16 protein-coding genes and 2 tRNA genes are annotated in these 18,176 nt (G+C 65.1%); 8 read left to right on the top strand and 10 right to left on the bottom strand.

Translation table 11 applies throughout. The features are described 5' to 3' along the window. The first annotated feature begins 9 nt into the window (after nt 1–9). The 4 genes from VSX77_RS13455 to VSX77_RS13470 all read left to right on the top strand — a co-directional run bounded on the left by VSX77_RS13455 (nt 10) and on the right by VSX77_RS13470 (nt 4,397). Nucleotides 10–636 (top strand): TetR/AcrR family transcriptional regulator, encoded by a 627-nt coding sequence (locus VSX77_RS13455; protein WP_338425118.1) that lies wholly within the window; start codon nt 10–12, stop codon nt 634–636. A gap of 38 nt (nt 637–674) precedes the next feature. Beyond that, on the top strand, nt 675–2,459 hold the full coding sequence (locus tag VSX77_RS13460) for a sensor domain-containing diguanylate cyclase (RefSeq protein ID WP_338425119.1): 1,785 nt from the start codon (nt 675–677) through the stop codon (nt 2,457–2,459). Nucleotides 2,460–2,559: 100 nt separating this feature from the next. Further along, nucleotides 2,560–3,867 (top strand): ATP-binding protein, encoded by a 1,308-nt coding sequence (locus VSX77_RS13465; RefSeq protein WP_338425120.1) that lies wholly within the window; start codon nt 2,560–2,562, stop codon nt 3,865–3,867. Beyond that, nucleotides 3,864–4,397, top strand: coding sequence for a response regulator transcription factor (locus VSX77_RS13470; RefSeq protein WP_338425121.1), 534 nt, complete (start codon nt 3,864–3,866; stop codon nt 4,395–4,397). The genes VSX77_RS13465 and VSX77_RS13470 overlap by 4 nt, the downstream gene beginning before the upstream one ends. 247 nt (nt 4,398–4,644) lie before the next feature. On the opposite strand, the gene VSX77_RS13475 is transcribed toward VSX77_RS13470, so the two are convergent. From VSX77_RS13475 to VSX77_RS13495, 5 genes are all read right to left on the bottom strand, one after another. Then, a complete protein-coding gene (locus VSX77_RS13475) occupies nt 4,645–5,601 on the bottom strand; it encodes an SDR family NAD(P)-dependent oxidoreductase (RefSeq protein ID WP_338425122.1) in 957 nt (318 codons plus the stop codon). Nucleotides 5,602–5,843: 242 nt separating this feature from the next. Continuing rightward, nucleotides 5,844–7,952, bottom strand: a complete 2,109-nt coding sequence (locus VSX77_RS13480) for a prolyl oligopeptidase family serine peptidase (protein ID WP_338425123.1) — start codon at nt 7,950–7,952, stop codon at nt 5,844–5,846. An 85-nt stretch (nt 7,953–8,037) separates the two neighbouring features. Then, on the bottom strand, nt 8,038–8,460 hold the full coding sequence (locus VSX77_RS13485; protein WP_338425124.1) for a DUF4112 domain-containing protein: 423 nt from the start codon (nt 8,458–8,460) through the stop codon (nt 8,038–8,040). A 41-nt stretch (nt 8,461–8,501) separates the two neighbouring features. Beyond that, nucleotides 8,502–10,007, bottom strand: coding sequence for an ABC transporter substrate-binding protein (locus tag VSX77_RS13490; protein ID WP_338425125.1), 1,506 nt, complete (start codon nt 10,005–10,007; stop codon nt 8,502–8,504). A 153-nt stretch (nt 10,008–10,160) separates the two neighbouring features. Continuing rightward, a tRNA-Leu gene (locus VSX77_RS13495) sits at nt 10,161–10,246 on the bottom strand. 89 nt (nt 10,247–10,335) lie between these two features. Between VSX77_RS13495 and VSX77_RS13500 the strand changes: the two genes are divergently transcribed. After that, on the top strand, nt 10,336–11,283 hold the full coding sequence (locus tag VSX77_RS13500) for an ABC transporter ATP-binding protein (RefSeq protein WP_338425126.1): 948 nt from the start codon (nt 10,336–10,338) through the stop codon (nt 11,281–11,283). Next, complete coding sequence (locus VSX77_RS13505) at nt 11,280–12,047, top strand: ABC transporter permease (RefSeq protein WP_338425127.1); 768 nt, start codon at nt 11,280–11,282, stop codon at nt 12,045–12,047. The genes VSX77_RS13500 and VSX77_RS13505 overlap by 4 nt, the downstream gene beginning before the upstream one ends. Nucleotides 12,048–12,164: 117 nt before the next feature. On the opposite strand, the gene VSX77_RS13510 is transcribed toward VSX77_RS13505, so the two are convergent. The 4 genes from VSX77_RS13510 to aroA all read right to left on the bottom strand — a co-directional run bounded on the left by VSX77_RS13510 (nt 12,165) and on the right by aroA (nt 16,661). Continuing rightward, complete coding sequence (locus VSX77_RS13510; protein WP_338425128.1) at nt 12,165–12,443, bottom strand: integration host factor subunit beta; 279 nt, start codon at nt 12,441–12,443, stop codon at nt 12,165–12,167. Nucleotides 12,444–12,646: 203 nt separating this feature from the next. Then, nucleotides 12,647–14,359, bottom strand: coding sequence for a 30S ribosomal protein S1 (gene rpsA / locus VSX77_RS13515; RefSeq protein ID WP_338425129.1), 1,713 nt, complete (start codon nt 14,357–14,359; stop codon nt 12,647–12,649). A 347-nt stretch (nt 14,360–14,706) separates the two neighbouring features. Further along, nucleotides 14,707–15,336: a (d)CMP kinase gene (locus VSX77_RS13520; RefSeq protein WP_338425130.1), complete on the bottom strand. Its 630-nt coding sequence runs from the start codon at nt 15,334–15,336 to the stop codon at nt 14,707–14,709. Next, entirely contained in the window at nt 15,333–16,661 is a 1,329-nt protein-coding gene (aroA, locus tag VSX77_RS13525; RefSeq protein ID WP_338425131.1) for a 3-phosphoshikimate 1-carboxyvinyltransferase, read from the bottom strand. The genes VSX77_RS13520 and aroA overlap by 4 nt, the downstream gene beginning before the upstream one ends. A 125-nt stretch (nt 16,662–16,786) precedes the next feature. On the opposite strand from aroA, the gene VSX77_RS13530 reads away from it, so the two are divergent. Beyond that, nucleotides 16,787–17,113 carry a TIGR02300 family protein gene (locus tag VSX77_RS13530; RefSeq protein ID WP_338425132.1) on the top strand — a complete coding sequence of 109 codons (327 nt, stop codon included), beginning with the start codon at nt 16,787–16,789 and terminating at the stop codon, nt 17,111–17,113. 117 nt (nt 17,114–17,230) lie between these two features. Further along, nucleotides 17,231–17,306, top strand: a tRNA-Ala gene (locus VSX77_RS13535). Between the two features lie 412 nt (nt 17,307–17,718). On the opposite strand, the gene VSX77_RS13540 is transcribed toward VSX77_RS13535, so the two are convergent. Continuing rightward, nucleotides 17,719–18,159, bottom strand: coding sequence for an RrF2 family transcriptional regulator (locus VSX77_RS13540; RefSeq protein WP_338425133.1), 441 nt, complete (start codon nt 18,157–18,159; stop codon nt 17,719–17,721). Between the last annotated feature and the right edge of the window lie 17 nt (nt 18,160–18,176).

The raw sequence follows: 18,176 nt of genomic DNA on the forward strand, positions 1-18,176 counted from the left end.
CGGCAACATATGCACAGCAAAGATAACAGCGTCAACATAAAAGCGCGTAAGCCCAAGACGGCGAGCGCCTATCACCATGGCGACCTGCGCGCGGCGGTGATCGCGGCGGGGCTGAAGCGATTGGCCGAAGGCGATGGCGGCGAGCTGGGCCTGCGCGCGCTGGCACGCGACGTCGGCGTCAGCGCGACCGCGCTGTACCGGCATTTCCCCGACAAGGAGGCGCTGCTCGACGCGCTCGCCGACGAAGGACTGCGGCGGCTGGGCGCGCTTCAGGCGCAGGCGTGGCTGAAAGCGGGGGGCGGGGTCGCCGGCTTCAAGGCGACCGGCATCGCCTATGTCCGCTTCGCGCACGACGAGCCGGCGCTGTTCCGCCTGAGCTTCACGCGGCAGATGATCGAGCGCAATATGGGCGGCGACGGCGGCGAAGTTGCCTATAACCTGCTGCGCGCCGGGGTCGGCGAAGCGCTGCCCGGCGGCGGGGATCCCGACACCGCGGCGCTGCATGCCTGGGCGCTGGTGCATGGGCTGGCGATGCTGATCCTCGACCGCCGCATCGAATGGGACGAGGCCAAGGTCGCCGAAGTTGTCGGACTGACATTTGGCGGCGTAGGACAGGACAAGCCCGCGCGAGAATAATTAGCGGTTTATTTTCCTATTTTCAGCTAACTGGCCTGATGACCCGGTCGCTGCCCAAAAGAGTCGAAGCGGTCTTCTGGTTGCTGCTCACCGCCACGGGATATTTCCTGCTGGCGAGCCTGTCGCTTTATGCCACCAAGGGGGCCGACAATATTGCCGCGGTGTGGCCGGCGAGCGGATACTTCCTTGCCCTGTTGCTCCTGATGCCCCGCCGCGCGCGCCCCGCGGCATTCGGCGGCATGGCGATCGCCAGCGTGGCCGCGAATATATGGACCGGTACTCCGTTCTGGTCGAGCATGGCTTTCACCGTGTCGAACGGTGTCGAGGCGCTGACCGCACTGTGGCTGATCCGCCGCCGCGAGCCCGGCGAGCTGTCGTTCATGGATCCACGCGCGGTCGTAGGTTTTTGCATCGCCGCGGTTGTCGCCAGCGTTGCGAGCGCCGGGCTGGCGACGCTGCTCGCGGGCCAGGCCCCCGACTTTTTCCTGTCGTGGCTGACGACCGTTCTGCTGGGCATGTTGATCGTCACGCCGCCGATCGTGATGCTGGCGCGGATGATGGATTTGAAGGCATTCGAAAAGGTGCCGCGCGCGATGATGACCGAGGCGACGGCGATCCTGGTCATGACCGGCATCGTCACGATCGTCACCTTTTCGCAGTCGCACTTTCCGATGACCTTTCTGCCGTGCATCGCGGTTGTGGCGGCGGCCCACCGGTTGGGCCCATTTGGCGCCGCGGCGGGGATGCTGATCGTCACGATCATCGCGTCGATGCTGTCGGGTCAGGGTTACGGGCCGATGATGGCGATCGAAGGCGACCCCAAAATCAAGGTCCTCTTCCTGCAATTCTACCTGCTGTCGCTGCTGCTCACCACGCTGCCGCTTGCCGCGCTGCTGATCGTGCGGCAACGGCTGGCAAAGCGGCTCGAGCAAAGCAATCGCTGGCTTCTTCAGGCCGAGGCGGCGGCGCTGGTCGGCCATTGGCGCGTCGATCTGGTCGGCTGGACCATCTATTGGTCGGATCAGACCTATCGCATCCACGGGATCGAGCCCGGTACGCCGGTCGATGTCGAATATAGCGTTCAGCAATATCTTGACGAAGACCGGGCGGCGGTGAGCCGGGTGCTTGAAGAAGCGGTGCGGACAGGCGAGCCGTTCGAATTCCAGGGCCGGATCGTCCGCGCCGACGGGCAGGTCCGGCACGTGAAGTCGCACGGATCGATCGAAAGGGGCCGCGGCGGCCGGGCGATCGCGATTTTCGGGACCGCCCAGGACGTAACCGAAACGGTCGAAAATGCGCGGATATTGGAGGCGGCGCGCAATGCCGCCGAGCGCGTTGCGAATACCGATATTATGACCGGTCTGCCAAACCGCCGGCATACGCTGGCATTCCTCGAACGCGCGATGGCGGGCGCGCGCGAGCATGGTGCGCCGCTGGCCGTGGCGATTTTCGATATCGATCATTTCAAGCGGATCAACGATGCGCACGGCCACGCGATCGGCGACCGGGTGATTCAGCGCGTCGCGCAGCGCGCAAAATCGGCGCTGCGCGACGAGGATATGCTGGGCCGGATCGGCGGCGAGGAATTCGTCTGCATTCTCCAGCGATCGAGCGCGCAGGCGGCCGAGATGGTCGCCGAGCGCGTTCGCAAGGCCGTCGAGGTGGGCACTGCGGCCGATGACGCCCTGCCGCGCGCAACGGTCAGCATCGGCCTTGCCGTTTATGACGGCGAACCCGATGTCGAGGAATTGCTGCACCGCGCCGACCAAGCGCTCTATGCCGCCAAGCGCGAAGGCCGCAACCGGATGCGCAGCGCCGCCTGACGGCTAACGCGCCGCCCGCGGTCGGTCGCCATGCCGTCGGCAGCATGGTGTTCGACCTGTATCTCTTTTTTACCGCGCGGTTTTGGCATAGTCGCAAATGATGACCGCGATTTCGATCCTGCCGCCCGCGCCCAGCACCGCACCCGCCGGCCGCCGCAACATGGCGCTGCTGATCCAGCTGCGCTGGCTCGCGGTGGGCGGACAGCTCGCGACGATCGGCATTGTCAGCGGGCCGATGGGTATTTCGCTGGAGCACGCGCCCTTGCTCGGTGCGATCCTTGTGCTCGTCGCGATCAATCTCGCGAGCACCGCGCTGCTCCGCCGCGGCCGCGCGGTGACCAATGCCGAGCTGACCGCGGCGCTGCTTTTCGATGTCGCCGCGCTCGGGTGGCAACTGCACCACAGCGGCGGACTCGCCAATCCCTTCGCATCGCTGTTCCTGCTGCAGGTGGTGATCGGCGCAATCCTGCTCACCCCGCGCTCGTCATGGGCGATCGTCGCTGCGGCGCTGGTGGCGCTCGCGGCGCTTCGCATCGACCCGACACCGCTCGTGCTGCCGCCCGCCTATGCCGCCGATCCGATGGGGATGTATCTCAAGGGAAGCCTTGTCTGCTTCCTGCTGATCGCGGTGCTGCTCGTCGCCTTCGTCACGCGGATCAGCCGCAACCTTCGCGACAGCGACGCGGCGCTTGCCGCAAGCCGCCAGCGCGCGGCGGAGGAGGATCATATCGTGCGAATGGGGCTGCTCGCATCGGGCGCGGCGCACGAGCTGGGCACGCCTTTGTCGACACTGTCGGTGCTGATCGGCGACTGGAAGGCGGCGGCGCGGCTGAAGGACGACCGCGAGCTGCAAGAGGACCTGGCCGACATGGACGCGGCGGTGCAGCGGTGCAAGGCGATCGTCAGCGGCATTTTGATGTCGGCGGGAGAGGCGCGCGGCGAGGCGCCGCAGCTTACCACGATCCGCGCGATGCTCGGCGAGATCGTCGCCTATGCGCGGGCGGCGCGGCGTCCTGAAACGCTGGAATTCCACGACCGTTTCGGCGCCGATGTCGCCGTCGTGTCGGACCCCGCGCTGCGGCAGGTGATCGGCAATGTGCTCGACAATGCCGCCGACGTGTCGCCGGGCTGGACCAGCGTCACTGCGTCGCGCGACGGCGAGATGCTGGTGATCGAGATCGCCGACCGCGGCCCCGGTTTCAGCGACGAGATGCTCGAAGGGTTCGGCCAGCCCTATCGATCGACCAAGGGGCGCCCCGGCGGCGGGCTGGGGCTGTTCCTGCTCGTCAATGTGCTGCGCAAGCTTGGTGGCGGGGCGGCAGTGGCGAACCGCGACGAGGGCGGGGCGCTGGTGCGCCTGTGGCTGCCGATCGCCGCGCTCGCGCGGCCGGGTGGAGAAAAGGCATGAACGCGACGCGCCAATTGCTGATCGTCGAGGATGACGAGGCGTTCGCACGGACGCTGAAGCGCTCGTTCGAACGGCGCGGCTATGACGTGTTCGTCGCCGACAGCCCCGAGGCGATGGAGGCGGTGCTGAAAACGGCGCGGCCGGGCTATGCGGTCGTCGACCTGAAGCTCGGCAACGCGTCGGGGCTGGCCTGTGTGCAGGCGCTGCGCGCCGCCGACCCGGTGATGCGGATCGTCGTGCTGACGGGATTCGCCAGCATCGCGACCGCGGTCGAGGCGATCAAGCTCGGCGCCTCCTATTATCTCGCCAAGCCGTCGAACACCGACGACATCGAGGCGGCGTTCGAGCGCGCCGAGGGCAATCCCGACGCCTCGCTCGACGCGCGCCCTTCGTCGATCAAGACCGTCGAGTGGGAGCATATCCACCAGACGCTCGTCGAAACGGGCTTCAACATCTCCGAAACCGCGCGGCGGCTGGGGATGCACCGGCGGACCCTGGCGCGGAAATTGGAGAAGCGGCAGGTTCGCTGAAGGGGCGCGGGTCGGGACCCGCCTTCACTCTTGAAATCATCATCCCCGCAAAGCCGAAGACGTCAAAAGTGGCGGCCGCAGAACCGGCATCCGCGAGTTCAGGGGGAATCGCACCGAGCAACGTTGTGTCACGAAGATCCATCCCGATTAGCCAACGGCCGTCGAGCGGCCAGAAACTGTGCAGTCGGTCGAACCAAAAAAATGCCTCGAGCAATTCTGTTCTGCACACGCATCAGCTTTTGAGCATTCAGGGCAACCCAGCGCCCGTCAGCTCCTGGGACAGTCTCCACAATCTTTCCGCTTCGCCCGGGTCGGTCGCATAGCGTCGGACACCGACGAACGGTTCCTCCGCCTGCTCAGCGCGGATCGCAACGTCGCAGTCCTCGCAGTACAGGCCGCCAAGTCCTTCAAGCTGCGGCGATGTCGCGGCCCAGACCTGGGTCGCTGCGCCCTGCTCCGGCGTCTTGAACGTCGGATCGGCAGGATTGCCGTTCTCGTCAAGCCACCCTTCCGCCTTCATTTCCGCCTCGGTGAGGTGGCGCTGCAGCGGCGTGAATATCTTGCCCGGGTGGAGGGAGAAAGCGCGGACACCGCGGTCCCGGCCCAAGCGGTCGAGGTGGACGGCGAACAAGGCGTTGGCAGTTTTCGACTGACCATAGGCCAGCCATTTATCGTAACCGTGGGCAAACTGAACATCGTCCCAGCGAATCGGCGAATTGTGATGACCCGCAGAGGATACCGAAACGATCCGCGCGCCGCCTTCCAGCAGCGGCCATAGCCGCATCGTCAGCGCGAAAGGGCCAAGATGGTTCGTGGCGAACTGGGCCTCCCACCCCGGCCCCACCCGCGTTTCGGGGCAGGCCATGATACCGGCATTGTGGATCAATATGTCGATGTGACGATCATAGGCCAGAACGTGCTTCGCGAATATGGCGACGCTGGCGAGGTCAGCGAGGTCGAGAGCGCTGACCATGACGTCGGGAAGGCCTTGCGTCGCCGCTTGCGCGGCATCGACATTACGCGCGCCTACGATCACCTCCGCGCCCGCCTTCGCCAGCGCTCTGGTGGTTTCCAGACCCAGGCCCGAATGACCGCCGGTCACAATCGCGCGCCGCCCGGATAAGTCGATGCCGGCCAGCACGTCCGTCGCGGTCGTCCGCGCGCCGAAACCCGACCCAAGCGGCCTCTGATGGTCTGCCGTCATTGTCTCCTCCGAAGTGATAAGTGCCCGGCAGGGGAAACTGCCGATCTGATGCAGCGAAAACCGCCAAAGGGATGAAATGATCCATCAGATTGCATTGGCAAAGTCATAGACCGACGGAGATCGCGACCTTTTAAGGAGGAGATGACACCCTGCACCCCGGGCCGGACACTTGGAAGGCCGTCAAATACGGCGCACCGGCGAGATCACAGCGTGCGCCGGAATGAGGGTCAAGAGAAGTTGGGCTATTTCTTCTCCACCAGCTCGCGTTGGAGAAAGCCGTGCAGCATCGCCGCGCGCACCGCATCCTCGGCATGGTCGGCGCCGACCGAATGGCCGCCCTCCAGATATTCGTGATAATAGACGCGGTTGCCATTCTCCATCAGCCGCGCGGCATATTTGCGCGCGTGGCCGGGGTGGACGCGGTCGTCCTTGGTCGAAAGATAGAGGAAGATCGGCGGATAGGTCACGCCCTTGCGGATATTGTGATAGGGCGAATATTTCGACAGGAACGCCCAGTCGCCGGGTTCGTCGGGATCGCCATATTCGGCGACCCACGAGGCGCCCGCGAGCATCTTGTCGTACCGCCACATATCCTTGATCGGCGAGCCCGAGATCACCGCGCCATAGAGGTCCGGCCGCTGCGTCATCGCCGCGCCGACGAGGACGCCGCCGTTCGAGCGGCCCGAAATCGCGATCCGGCGCTTGGTGCTGACGCCCGTCTTGACCAGATCCTCGGCGACCGCGTGGAGATCGTCGAAGCTGTTCTGGCGCTTTTCGCGCAGCGCCGCCTGGTGCCAGGCGGGGCCATATTCGCCGCCGCCGCGGATGTTCGCGAGGACGTAGGCGTTGCCGTCCTCGACCCAGAAGAGGCCGAGCGGCCCGGCGCGATAGGGCTGGCCGGTGAGGTATCCCGGCGTCTGCGCGGCGCGGAAACCGCCATAGGCGTGGATGAGGGCTGGAACGGGGCCGCTCGCACCCTTTTTGCGGACGAGGAAATAGGGAATTTTCGTGCCGTCTTTCGAAGTTGCGAACCGCTTTTCGGCGGTCATGCCGGCAGCGTCGAAGGTCGCGGGCAGGCTCTGGACCGCCTGGGCTGCCTTGCCATCGCTCACGGCATAGAGCGTCGGCGGGGTCAGCATCGTCTCCGCGGTGGCGAGCAGCGTATCGCGCTTGCCGGTCGTTCCCGCAATGCCGACCGTGGCATTGGCAGCGAGCGGCACCTCCTTGCGGCTCCACGCGCCCGTCGCGGGGTCGCGGCGCAGTGCGAACAGCTTGCCCTCGACATCGTCGAGCGCCTTGACCCACAGGATATTGTCGGTCGCCGAGACCTCCTCGATAGCCTGCGCCCTGGTCGGGGTCATCGCCGGGACGATCGCGACTTTGCGATCGGCCGACATGTCGGCGAGCGACAGCGAGACGAGCGAACCGGCGGGCTTGTCCGCCCAGTCGCGGTTCAGAAAGACGATGAGCTGGCCATCGATGACATCGCGCACGCTGGCGGTTTCGGGGACGATCGTCGAGATGTAGCGCGAGCGGTCGACGTTCGGCAGCAAGAGGTCGGCGGTGTAGAAGGTCTTGGCGCGGCTGATCATCGGCCAGCGCGTGTCGCCGTCGGTCAGCGCGAAAACCGTCATGCCGACGTCCTCGGGCGCGCCCTCGGCCACGGTGGCCGCGGCCGACAGCGGCGTCCCGCGCTTCCAGCGCTTGACGATGCGCGGATAGCCCGAGGCGGTCATACTGTCCGCACCATAGTCGGTCGCGACGAGCAGCGTGTCGGCATCCTCCCACGTCACGCTGCTTTTCGCCTGCGGCAAAGTGAAGCCGCCGTCGACGAAGCTTTTCGTCGTGCGGTCCCATTCGCGGACGATGTCGGCGTCGGTGCCGCCGGGGCTCAGCGAGACGAGGCAGCGTTTATAGTCGGGCGCGAGGCAATCGGCGCCGTGCCAGACCCAGCTTTGCCCCTCCGCCTTGCCGAGCGCGTCGACGTCGATCAGCGTGCTCCATTCGGGCTTGCCCGCCAGATACGCATCGAGCGGGCTTTGCCGCCACAGGCCGCGCGGGTTGGCGGCGTCGCGCCAGAAATTGGTGATCGTATCGCCCATGACTTCGCCGGGCATCGCGATCTGGCGGTCGTCGTCGAGGATTTCGCGCGCGCGCTTGCGGTCGGCTTCGAACCCGGGGCGCGTGGTGAGCAGCGCGTCGGCCCTGGCATTTTCCTTCTTGACCCAGTCGAGCGCCTTCGGACCCTCAATCTCTTCGAGCCAGAGCCAAGGGTCGGCCTGGGGCGGCGCGGCGGCGACGGCGGCGATCGAACAGCTGAGGGCAAGCGCGGCAAGGGTGGCGCGGATCATGCAGAACATCTCCCCTGGGGTGTAGTGGTGCTGTGCTAGCAGCATTATACACCCGAGGGAAAGGCCGTTGCCGATGTAGCCATCGTCATTGGTCGATGATGATCGTCCCCGGATGATGCCTGTCGAGATGCTTCTTGATGATGCGCAGGTTGCGCGTGTTCGAGCGGAAGAAAAAGTCGAAGGCGTCGCCGACAAGTGGGACCGCACCGAGCGCGGTGTCGACGCCGAGATTGCCGATCATCCGCCAGATTTTCCACTTCGGCATCCCCAGGTTGCGCGCTTCCCAGATGAGGTAAGCGCCCATCGTTGCGGCGATGACGTCGCCGACGACGGGGACCAGCCCGACGATCGCGTCGAGGCCGACCGGGCGGTTAATGCCCGGAATGACGAAGCTGCGTTCGAGCAGGACTTCGAGCATTTCGACGCGCTTGCGCAGCGCCGCGGGGTCGGTGCGGTTCTGGATCAGCGCGTCGAAGATCGCGTCGGGATTGGGCGGCGAAGGGGCCATCGGGGTCCTTTCAAAAGCGCTCCAAGGCAAGCGCCACTGTATTAGTTGGGTATGGCAATCAGATGATTCAATGGATGTTGTGCGCGGCCGTTCGCGCGCAGGCCGGTCAGCCGCTGCGACGCGACCGACCAGCGCAGCGGGGTTGCGAGCGGGATGAAGGGAGCGTAGCGCGCGAGCACTGCCTCGGCCTCGCCGATCTGCCGCGCGCGCTGGCCCGCGTCGATATTGGCCGTTGCCTGATCGATCAGGTTTTGCGCCTCGCGATTGCAGAGCGTGTCGCGGCGACACGACAGGCGGCGGAGCGCCCAGATCGCATCGTCGCTCGGCGCCACCTCGTCGATCAGCCGCAGATCGGCGCTCGACGCCATGTTGACGCGGCGGCTGGGCACGCCGATCGCGGCGAGATCGGCCGCAATATAGGCGTAGAGAATGCGGCCGCCCGGCGAATCGGGGACGGCGATGCGCAGCGGTTCGATCTCGCGTCCGGCGCCGCGCCAGGCATCGACGACGCGCCGCGCCTGCGCCAGCCGCGACGCCTCGTCATAATCGGCCCACGCCGGCTGGAGCGGTGCGGGGCCGCCGTCGCGCGTATAGAGGGCAGGGCGCAACGTGACCTGCGGCTGCCATTCGGCAAGCCCAAAGGCTTCGACCAACCGCTCGCGCCGGATTGCACGCACCAGCGCGTCACGATTGGCGTCGGTCGCAAGAAAACCCTCGGCGCGGACGAAGGCCAGTCCGAACAGGCCGGGCACAGGATCGACCACCAGACGCGACCGGCCGATGTTCGAGGCGACGAAATAGGGCAGGGTGGAAAAGCGCCCGCCGATCACCGCATCGGCATAGCCGTTCTTGAACCGCGCAAGCGCCCCCTGCGGCGTCGTTCCGACGAGCTCGATCGATGCGGCGGGGTCGTTCGCCGCGGCTTCTGCGGCTTTGGGGTCTTCGGCGAGCGGGTCGGGAACGGGCGAGAGCAGCAGCGCCTTTCCGTCCTTGCGCGCGCGCATCGGGCCCCAGCCCATGCCCTTGTTGATTATCGCCATCGAGGGTTGCGCGAGCAGCTCGAGCAGCGCGGGCTGCGGCGTGGAGAGGCGGATTTCGATGACCGTTTCGGTCATCGCGCGGATCGTTTCGATCTCGGGAAAATCATCCTTCAGCACGTGGCGGCTCGCGGGCGCGAGGTAGGAGCGCAGGATGGCGGCGACGGTCGCGGCGGTGACCTTGCTGCCGTTCGTCCATTTCGCTTCGGTGATGCGAAAGATATAGCTGCGCCCGTCGGCGGTGACGGTCCAGCGGTCGGCGAGGCCGGTGTCGATCTGCCCCTCTCCGTCATAGCTGACAAGCCCTTGCGAGGTTGCATCGAGCAATGCGGCATTGGCGGTTGAAAGCTCACCGCGCGCGGGATTCGCCGTCGGGTTGAGTTCGCTCATCGCCGCCACCCGCACTGGTCCGCGTTCGCCGAACAGGTCGCAGCCCGGCAGCGCAAGGATCAGGGCCGTGGCGGCCGCGATTGTCACCCCGCGGCGTGTGTTGCGGCCCTTTGCTGTCATTCCGGCATATCCCTTAAATCGTGCGGGCCAATCATAACCATGCGCCGCCAAAGCTGGCTAGGTCTATCGCAACCTGTGGGCTGGGGATGACGAGCAGCGAAAGCGAAGGCGCCGATTCGCCTCTGATCCAAGCCCGCTGGCAAGGCGCGCATCTGGTGCGGACGGCGGGACTTGAACCCGCATGTCACTAGGACGGCAGATTTTAAGTCTGCTGCGTCTACCGATTTCGCCACGTCCGCACGGTCGCGCCGGTCAAGCCGATGGGCCCATCAAGGTCAAGCAAGTTTCCTGCTTCACGCGATGCGCAGCGTCGGCTAGACCGCCTGCCATGACAGCCGTTCTCCAGCTCTCCGGCCTCGGAAAAACCTATAAAAGCGGTCACATAGCGCTCAGCAATGTCGATCTTGAAATCAACAAGGGCGAAATTTTCGCGCTGCTCGGACCCAATGGCGCGGGCAAGACGACGCTGATCAGCATCGTCTGCGGAATCGTCACCGCGAGCAGCGGAACGGTGATCGTCGGGGGGCACGACCACGCCCGCGATTACCGCGCCGCGCGGTCGATGATCGGGCTGGTGCCGCAGGAATTGCACACCGACGCCTTTGAAACGGTGCTCGCGACGGTCAGCTTTTCGCGGGGCCTGTTCGGCAAGCCGAAGGATCCGGCATTTATCGAACAATTGCTCCGCGACCTGTCGCTGTGGGATAAGCGGAACAGCAAAATCATGGAATTGTCGGGCGGGATGAAGCGCCGCGTGATGATCGCCAAGGCGCTCTCCCACGAACCCGAAATCCTGTTCCTCGACGAACCGACTGCGGGCGTCGACGTCGAGCTGCGCCGCGATATGTGGCAGATGGTCCACGGGCTGCGCGAGCGCGGCGTCACGATCATCCTGACGACGCATTATATCGAGGAGGCCGAGGAAATGGCCGACCGCGTCGGCGTGATCAGCAAGGGGCAGATCATCCTGGTCGAGGAAAAGCACGCGCTGATCAAAAAGCTCGGGCGCAAGACGCTGACGCTTAATCTTGCCGAACCGCTGGACGCGGTGCCCGCCGAACTCGCCGAATGGAAGCTTGAACTGGCGGGCGATGGACACGAGCTGGTCTATGAATTCGATAGCCAGGCCGAGGCGACGGGCGTGCCGTCGCTGCTTCGCCGGATGAGCGACATCGGCGTCAGCTTCAAGGACCTGCACACGAAGCAAAGCTCGCTCGAGGATATTTTCGTCGGGCTGGTGCACGAGGAAAAGGGCGCGAGGGAGCAGGCCGCATGATCTCGAATGTCCGCGGCATCCGTGCCATCTACCTGTTCGAAATGGCGCGGTTCGCGCGCACCTTCTGGACCAGCCTGATGCTGCCCGTGATCACGACGGCGCTCTATTTCGTGGTCTTCGGCTCGGCGATCGGCGGCCGGATGACCGAGGTTGGCGGCGTGCCCTATGGCGCGTTCATCGTCCCGGGCCTGATGATGCTGACGATGTTTACCGAAAGCATCAGCAACGCCTCGTTCGGCATATATATGCCCAAATGGACGGGCACGATCTATGAAATGCTGTCGGCACCGCTGTCGCCGCTCGAAACGGTGATCGCCTATGTCGGCGCCGCGGCGACCAAATCGGTGATCATCGGGTCGATCATTTTTGCAACGGCGCACCTGTTCGTCGATGTGCAGGTCGCCCACCCGCTGCTCATGGCCTTCTTCATGATCCTGATGGCCGTAACCTTTTGCCTGTTCGGCTTCATCATTGGTGTCTGGGCAAAGAGTTTCGAGCAGTTGCAGGTCATTCCGCTGCTGATTGTCTATCCGCTGACCTTCCTCGGCGGTGCCTTTTATTCGCTCGATATGCTGCCCGCCGCGTGGCGGACGGTGACGCTCTTCAACCCGGTCGTCTATCTGATCAGCGGCTTTCGCTGGACCTTCTTCGGGCAGGGCGATGTCGCGATCGAGGTGAGCATGGGGGCGGTGGCGTTCTTCTTCGCGCTGTGTCTGGGCGTCATCTTCTGGGTGTTCCGGACGGGCTACCGGCTGAAGAACTGAGGCGGTAGCCGGTTAACGGCCACTGTCATCCCGGCGAAGGCCGGGATCTCACCCTATCGATATGACGCACCGGCGAGATCCCGGCCTTCGCCGGGATGACGGGAAAGTGTAGCTCGCTCAGCCGTTCAGCCGCTCGCGCATTTCCTTGCCGGGTTTGAAATAGGGTACATTTTTCGCCTTCACCTCGACCGCGGCGCCGGTGCGCGGGTTGCGGCCGGTACGCGAGTCGCGCGAACGGGTGGAGAAGGCACCAAAGCCGCGCAGTTCGACGCGGCCCCCCGCCGCGAGCTGATCGACGATCGAATCAAAGAAGCTGTCGATGATGCGTTCGACCTCTTCGAGCCGCAAATCGCTGTTTTCGTTTGCGATCTTTTGAACCAGTTCTGACCGGATCATGAGCTTCCCCTAATTATATAGCCACGCTTCACCCGCCGAAGCGGATGCACCGGTTGTTGCCGGACGAAATTACGTGAGACCCCTCCCAACGCCCGGAGAAGGTATCACGAATTGCGGTCCGGTCAAAATATATCACGACAAGAAAAAGGCCCGCAGAGGGACGCTCTGCGGGCCTTTTCTGTCGCCGGACGGCGAAAGAAGGATCAGTCCTTCTTGCCGGCCTTCAGCGCTTCGCCAAGGATGTCGCCGAGCGACGCACCCGAGTCCGACGAGCCATATTGCGCGACGGCTTCCTTCTCTTCGGCGATCTGCATTGCCTTGACCGAGAAGTTCGGCTTTTTCGAACGGTCGAAGCCGATGACCATCGCATCGAACTTCTGGCCGACCTGATAGCGCTCGGCGCGTTGCTCGTCGCGGTCGCGGCCAAGGTCGGCGCGCTTGATGAAGCCCGTGGCGCCGTCTTCGCCGGCCTGCACTTCGAGGCCGTTGTCGCGGACTTCGAGGACCGAGACGGTGACGATGTCGTTCTTCTTCAGCGAACCGGCTGCTGCAACGCCGCCGCCAACTGCGGGAGCGCCCTTTTCAAGCTGCTTGATGCCAAGGCTGATGCGTTCCTTCTCGACATCGACGTCGAGAACGACGACCTGCACAGCCTCGCCCTTGCGGTGGAGGTGCAGCGCCTCTTCGCCCGAGATGCCCCATGCGATGTCCGACATGTGAACCATGCCGTCGACGTCGCCCGGCAGGCCGACGAACAGCCCGAATTCGGTCGCGTTCTTGACTTCGCCTTCGACGACCGAGCCGACCGGATGCGCTTCGGCAAAGGCACCCCAGGGGTTCGACTGCGCCTGCTTGAGGCCGAGCGAGATGCGACGCTTGTCGCTATCGACTTCGAGGACGATGACGTCGACTTCTTGGCTGGTCGAAACGATCTTGCCGGGGTGGACGTTCTTCTTGACCCACGACATTTCGCTGACGTGAACCAGGCCTTCGATGCCGGGTTCGAGTTCGACGAACGCACCGTAATCGGTGATGTTCGTGACGGTGCCCGACAGCTTTGCACCGATGGGATATTTGGCGGCGACGCCTTCCCACGGATCGCTTTCGAGCTGCTTCATGCCAAGGCTGATGCGCTGCGTGTCGCGGTTGATGCGGATGATCTGCACCTTGACCGTGTCACCGATGTTGATGACCTCGCTCGGGTGGTTGACGCGCTTGTAGCTCATGTCGGTGACATGGAGCAGGCCGTCGATGCCGCCGAGGTCGACAAACGCACCATAATCGGTGATGTTCTTGACCGCGCCTTCGATAATCTGGCCTTCTTCGAGGTTCTGGATCAGGCCGCTGCGCTGTTCGGCGCGCGTTTCTTCGAGGATCGCGCGGCGCGAGACGACGATGTTGCCGCGGCGGCGATCCATCTTGAGGATCTGGAACGGCTGCGGCAGGTCCATGAGCGGGCCGACGTCGCGCACGGGGCGGATGTCGACCTGGCTGCCCGGAAGGAATGCCACGGCGCCGCCGAGATCGACGGTGAAGCCGCCCTTGACGCGGCCAAAGATGACGCCTTCGACGCGCGCTTCCTTGGTGAATTCTTCTTCGAGGCGGTCCCACGCGGCTTCGCGGCGGGCGCGGTCGCGCGAGAGCATCGTTTCGCCATTGGCGTTTTCGACGCGGTCGACATAGACTTCGACTTCGTCGCCGACCTTGATGTCGGCCTTCTGGCCCGGCATGGCGAATTCGCGAAGCGGCACGCGGCCTTCGCTCTTCAAGCCGATGTCGATCACTGCCAGGTCATTTTCGATCGCGGTGACGGTGCCCTTGACGACGCGGCCTTCAAAGCCGCCATCGGCACCACCCAGCGATTCGTCGAGCATCGCGGCGAAATCGTCGCGCGTCGGAAAAGCCGTAGAGGCCATAGAGTGTCTTCCTTACTTCATTTGTTCCGGCCAAGCGGTTGGTTCCGCTGGTCTTGTGGCCGATCCGTCCTGCCCGCCGGATGCGGTGCAAGACATCCTCCGAACCATCGGCCGGGCGAGGCTTGGGCAAAGCCAAATGGGCGCGGCGGGTGCATCCCGTCACGCCCGGCGCTCCTGTTCGAGCGGCGGCTTGTCCGTGCCTCGACCGGCAGAATGCCCGTCGGACGGCGCGCCTATATGCGCAAAGCGGCGGATTAGCAAGGTGAAAGGCCCATGAGCGTTGCCCCCGCGGAGGCGGGCGGAAAACAGCTGGCTGGGTGCCCTCGATCGCGCCCCGTTGCCCGAGATCAGCCGGGGCGCCGGACCTTTTCCTCGACGAACGCGATCGCCGCCGCGAGCGCGGCGTCCTTGTCGAGCCGTGTGTTATCGAGCAGCAGCGCGTCGGGCGCGCGCAGCAGCGGGGCATCGGCGCGTCCGGTGTCGCGCGCGTCGCGGGCGTGTACATCCGCCAGCACCGCATCGAAGCTCACGTCGACGCCGCGCGCGAGCATTTCGGCATGGCGTCGCCGCGCGCGCTCCTTAGGGGTTGCGGTTACGAAGATTTTCGCGTCGGCGTGCGGGGCGATGACGGTGCCGATGTCGCGCCCGTCGAGCACAGCACCGCCCGGCTGGTTCGCGAAATCGACCTGACGCTGGAACAGCGCGGCGCGAACCTGCGGATGGACCGACACGCGGCTGGCAAGGCCGCCGGTGGATTCGTATCGCAGCGCGGGGTCGCCCAGCAGGCTGCCCGGGAAATCGCACGCGGCGAGCGCGTCTTCTGCGTCGTCGGGGTCGCCGTGGTTGAGCTGCGTCTGATAGCCGACGGCGCGATAGAGGAGGCCGGTATCGAGCACCGGCAGGCCGAAATGATCGCCGAGCTGGCGCGCGAGCGTGCCTTTGCCCGAGGCGGTGGGGCCGTCGACGGCGATGATCATTGCTGCAATCCCGTGAGCAGCGCCTCGAAATTGGGGAAGCTCGTGGCAACGGGGGCCATGTCGTCGATTGTCACCGGCGCCTTGCTGACGAGGCCGGCGATGGCGAAGCTCATGCAGATGCGGTGGTCGAGGTGGCCGGCGATGGTTGCGCCGCCGGGCAGCGCGTCGCCGCCGGTGCCCTCGATGGCGAGGCCGTCCTCGCGTTCCTCGACGCGCACGCCGATTGCCGCAAGGCCCGCGGCCATCACCGCCAGGCGGTCGCTTTCCTTGACGCGCAGCTCGTCGAGGCCGGTCGTTACCGTGCGGCCGTCGGCGAGCGCGGCGGCGACGAACAGGATCGGAAATTCGTCGATCATGCTCGGCGCAACGGCGGGGTCGACGTCGATGCCCTTGAGCGCGCTGTGACGGACGCGCAGGTCGGCGACGGGTTCGCCGCCGACTTCGCGCGCATCGAGCAATTCGATGTCGCCGCCCATCGCCTTCAGTACCTCGATCAATCCGGCGCGTGTGGGGTTGAGCCCGACATTGGCGATTGTGACGTCGGAGCCCGGCACGATGAGGGCCGCGACGATGAAGAAAGCCGCCGAGGAGGGGTCGCCGGGGACCGCGATGACTTGCGGCATCAGCTCGGCCTCGCCGCGGATGCGGATATGCCGCGTGCCGTCGGTATCGGTATCGACGGTCAGATCGGCGCCGAAGCCGCGGAGCATCCGCTCGCTATGGTCGCGCGTCGGCACAGGTTCGACGACTTCGGTGATGCCGGGCGCGTTGAGGCCGGCGAGCAGCACCGCGCTCTTCACCTGCGCCGACGCCATCGGCAGGCGATAGGCGAGGGGGATGGCGGGCGCGAGGCCGCGGACCATGAGGGGGAGGCGGCCTCCGGGCGACGCGGTGATGTCGGCGCCCATCTGGCTCAGCGGATCGATCACGCGCCCCATCGGCCGCCCCGACAGGCTGGCGTCGCCGATGAAGGTTGCGGTGATCGGATGGCTGGCGACGAGGCCCATCAGCAGGCGCGTCGAGGTGCCGCTGTTCCCCATGTCGAGCGCAGCTTTCGGTTGGAGCAACCCGCCGACGCCGACACCGTGGATACGCCACTCGCCGTCGTCGCGGCGCTCGATCGACGCGCCCATTGCGTGCATCGCCGCAGCGGTCGCGAGTACGTCATGCCCTTCGAGAAGGCCGGTAACGCGGCTTTCGCCCAAGGCCAGCGCCGATAGCATCAACGCACGATGCGAGATGCTCTTGTCGCCGGGGATAGCGATTGTTCCGGTCAGCGGAACGGAGGCGGAAAAGCTGCGCGGGGTGGCGGTTTGATCGGTCATGGCGTGCGGCTTTTGACAGCGGCCTTGCAATCTGGCAAGGCGCACCCCGATTTGACGGGCAGCTATTCAGCTTCCGTCGCTCTTCCGATATTTTTATCCTGTTTCCAAAGGATTATGAGGCGTTTATGATCAAGGCTGAATGGGGCACGAAACGCAGCTGCCCGAAATGCGCCACGCGATTCTATGACCTGACCAAGGACGATCCGGTCAGCTGCATCAACTGCGGTTATTCGTGGATTCCGGAATCGGTGCTGAAATCGAAGCAGCCGATGCCGTTCGAAGAGGCCGAAAAGCCGGGCAAGGTCGCCAAGGAGGATGTCGCGGCCGACGAGGATCTGGATCTGGACGTCGATGTCGACGAGGACAGCGATTCGCCCGACAATGACGTCGATCTTGGCGGCGACGACGATCTGGGCGTCGCCACCGGCGACGACGAGGACGACGAAAGCTGAGGCTTTTGGCGAGAGGCAAAAAATCGTTGAAAGGCGATTTGGCCCCTTGCATCACCCGGCGGCGCTGCTAAAGGCGGCGTCCCGGTCGCGACGCCCAGGCGCGCGACGAAATGGCACGGGGCCTTAGCTCAGCTGGGAGAGCGCCTGCATGGCATGCAGGAGGTCAGCGGTTCGATCCCGCTAGGCTCCACCATTTTCAAAGAGGCCCGCGCAAGCGGGCCTTTTTTATTGCTCGCGATGGGGGGGGAATGCGCGGCGGTGAGGGCGGTTTTTGGGGTGGTGAGCTGCCGCTGAATCCTCCCTGTGGCGAAGCCATGGGGAGGTGGCAGCGCGAAGCGCTGACGGAGGGGCTTTGGCGCCGACGCCGCGGCCCCTCCACCACCGCCTGCGGCGGCGGTCCCCCTCCCCATGGCTGCGCCACAGGGAGGAGAAAATGTCCGCTATCGGTCGTTTCCAGCTGTTCGTCATCCCGGACTTGATCCGGGATCCACCACGACGACGCGGCTATGGATCCCGGATCAAGTCCGGGATGACGATGATGGAGAAGGCGGTTTCCGGTCGTTTTCAGACGGCAAAATTGAGGCCGCCTTCGCGCGAACCATCCTCTACCCCGCCAGCTCCTCAAACACCGGTTCCAGTGCAATCGGGTCGGCGAGCGTGATGCGGTCGAGGATCGAGGCGGTGTCGTCGCGTACCTTCAGCATCAGGCTGCGCAGCCGGCATTCGGCTTCGGGCAGGCAATTCTTGCAATGTTCGTGCGCGTTGCGCGATGCGCAGGGGACGAGCGCCAGCGACCCGCGCGTCAGGCGGACGAGATCGCCGTAGCTGATGTCGACCGGCGGCAGGGCGAGCTGGTAGCCGCCGTCGCGGCCGCGCTGCGAAATCAGCAGTCCCTCGCGCGCCATTTCGGACAGGATGACGGTCAGGAATTTCGGCGGAATATTCTGCGCCTCGGCAATATCCGCCAGCTGGACCTGCCCCTTGCCCCAATGGTCGGCAAGATGCTGGAACGCGCGGATGGTATAGCGGGTCTTTTGCGAGAGCATGACGCGTTACTGTGATA

Origin of the sequence: Sphingopyxis sp. TUF1 (assembly GCF_036687315.1) — a bacterium.
In the GTDB taxonomy this organism is placed as follows: Bacteria; Pseudomonadota; Alphaproteobacteria; order Sphingomonadales; family Sphingomonadaceae; genus Sphingopyxis; species Sphingopyxis kveilinensis.

Coding starts and splice junctions, on each gene's coding strand:
- VSX77_RS13455 (WP_338425118.1), top strand. CDS start 10: ATGCACAGCAAAGATAACAGCGTCAACATAAAAGCGCGTAAGCCCAAG.
- VSX77_RS13460 (WP_338425119.1), top strand. CDS start 675: ATGACCCGGTCGCTGCCCAAAAGAGTCGAAGCGGTCTTCTGGTTGCTG.
- VSX77_RS13465 (WP_338425120.1), top strand. CDS start 2,560: ATGACCGCGATTTCGATCCTGCCGCCCGCGCCCAGCACCGCACCCGCC.
- VSX77_RS13470 (WP_338425121.1), top strand. CDS start 3,864: ATGAACGCGACGCGCCAATTGCTGATCGTCGAGGATGACGAGGCGTTC.
- VSX77_RS13475 (WP_338425122.1), bottom strand. CDS start 5,601: ATGACGGCAGACCATCAGAGGCCGCTTGGGTCGGGTTTCGGCGCGCGG.
- VSX77_RS13480 (WP_338425123.1), bottom strand. CDS start 7,952: ATGATCCGCGCCACCCTTGCCGCGCTTGCCCTCAGCTGTTCGATCGCC.
- VSX77_RS13485 (WP_338425124.1), bottom strand. CDS start 8,460: ATGGCCCCTTCGCCGCCCAATCCCGACGCGATCTTCGACGCGCTGATC.
- VSX77_RS13490 (WP_338425125.1), bottom strand. CDS start 10,007: ATGACAGCAAAGGGCCGCAACACACGCCGCGGGGTGACAATCGCGGCC.
- VSX77_RS13500 (WP_338425126.1), top strand. CDS start 10,336: ATGACAGCCGTTCTCCAGCTCTCCGGCCTCGGAAAAACCTATAAAAGC.
- VSX77_RS13505 (WP_338425127.1), top strand. CDS start 11,280: ATGATCTCGAATGTCCGCGGCATCCGTGCCATCTACCTGTTCGAAATG.
- VSX77_RS13510 (WP_338425128.1), bottom strand. CDS start 12,443: ATGATCCGGTCAGAACTGGTTCAAAAGATCGCAAACGAAAACAGCGAT.
- rpsA (WP_338425129.1), bottom strand. CDS start 14,359: ATGGCCTCTACGGCTTTTCCGACGCGCGACGATTTCGCCGCGATGCTC.
- VSX77_RS13520 (WP_338425130.1), bottom strand. CDS start 15,336: ATGATCATCGCCGTCGACGGCCCCACCGCCTCGGGCAAAGGCACGCTC.
- aroA (WP_338425131.1), bottom strand. CDS start 16,661: ATGACCGATCAAACCGCCACCCCGCGCAGCTTTTCCGCCTCCGTTCCG.
- VSX77_RS13530 (WP_338425132.1), top strand. CDS start 16,787: ATGATCAAGGCTGAATGGGGCACGAAACGCAGCTGCCCGAAATGCGCC.
- VSX77_RS13540 (WP_338425133.1), bottom strand. CDS start 18,159: ATGCTCTCGCAAAAGACCCGCTATACCATCCGCGCGTTCCAGCATCTT.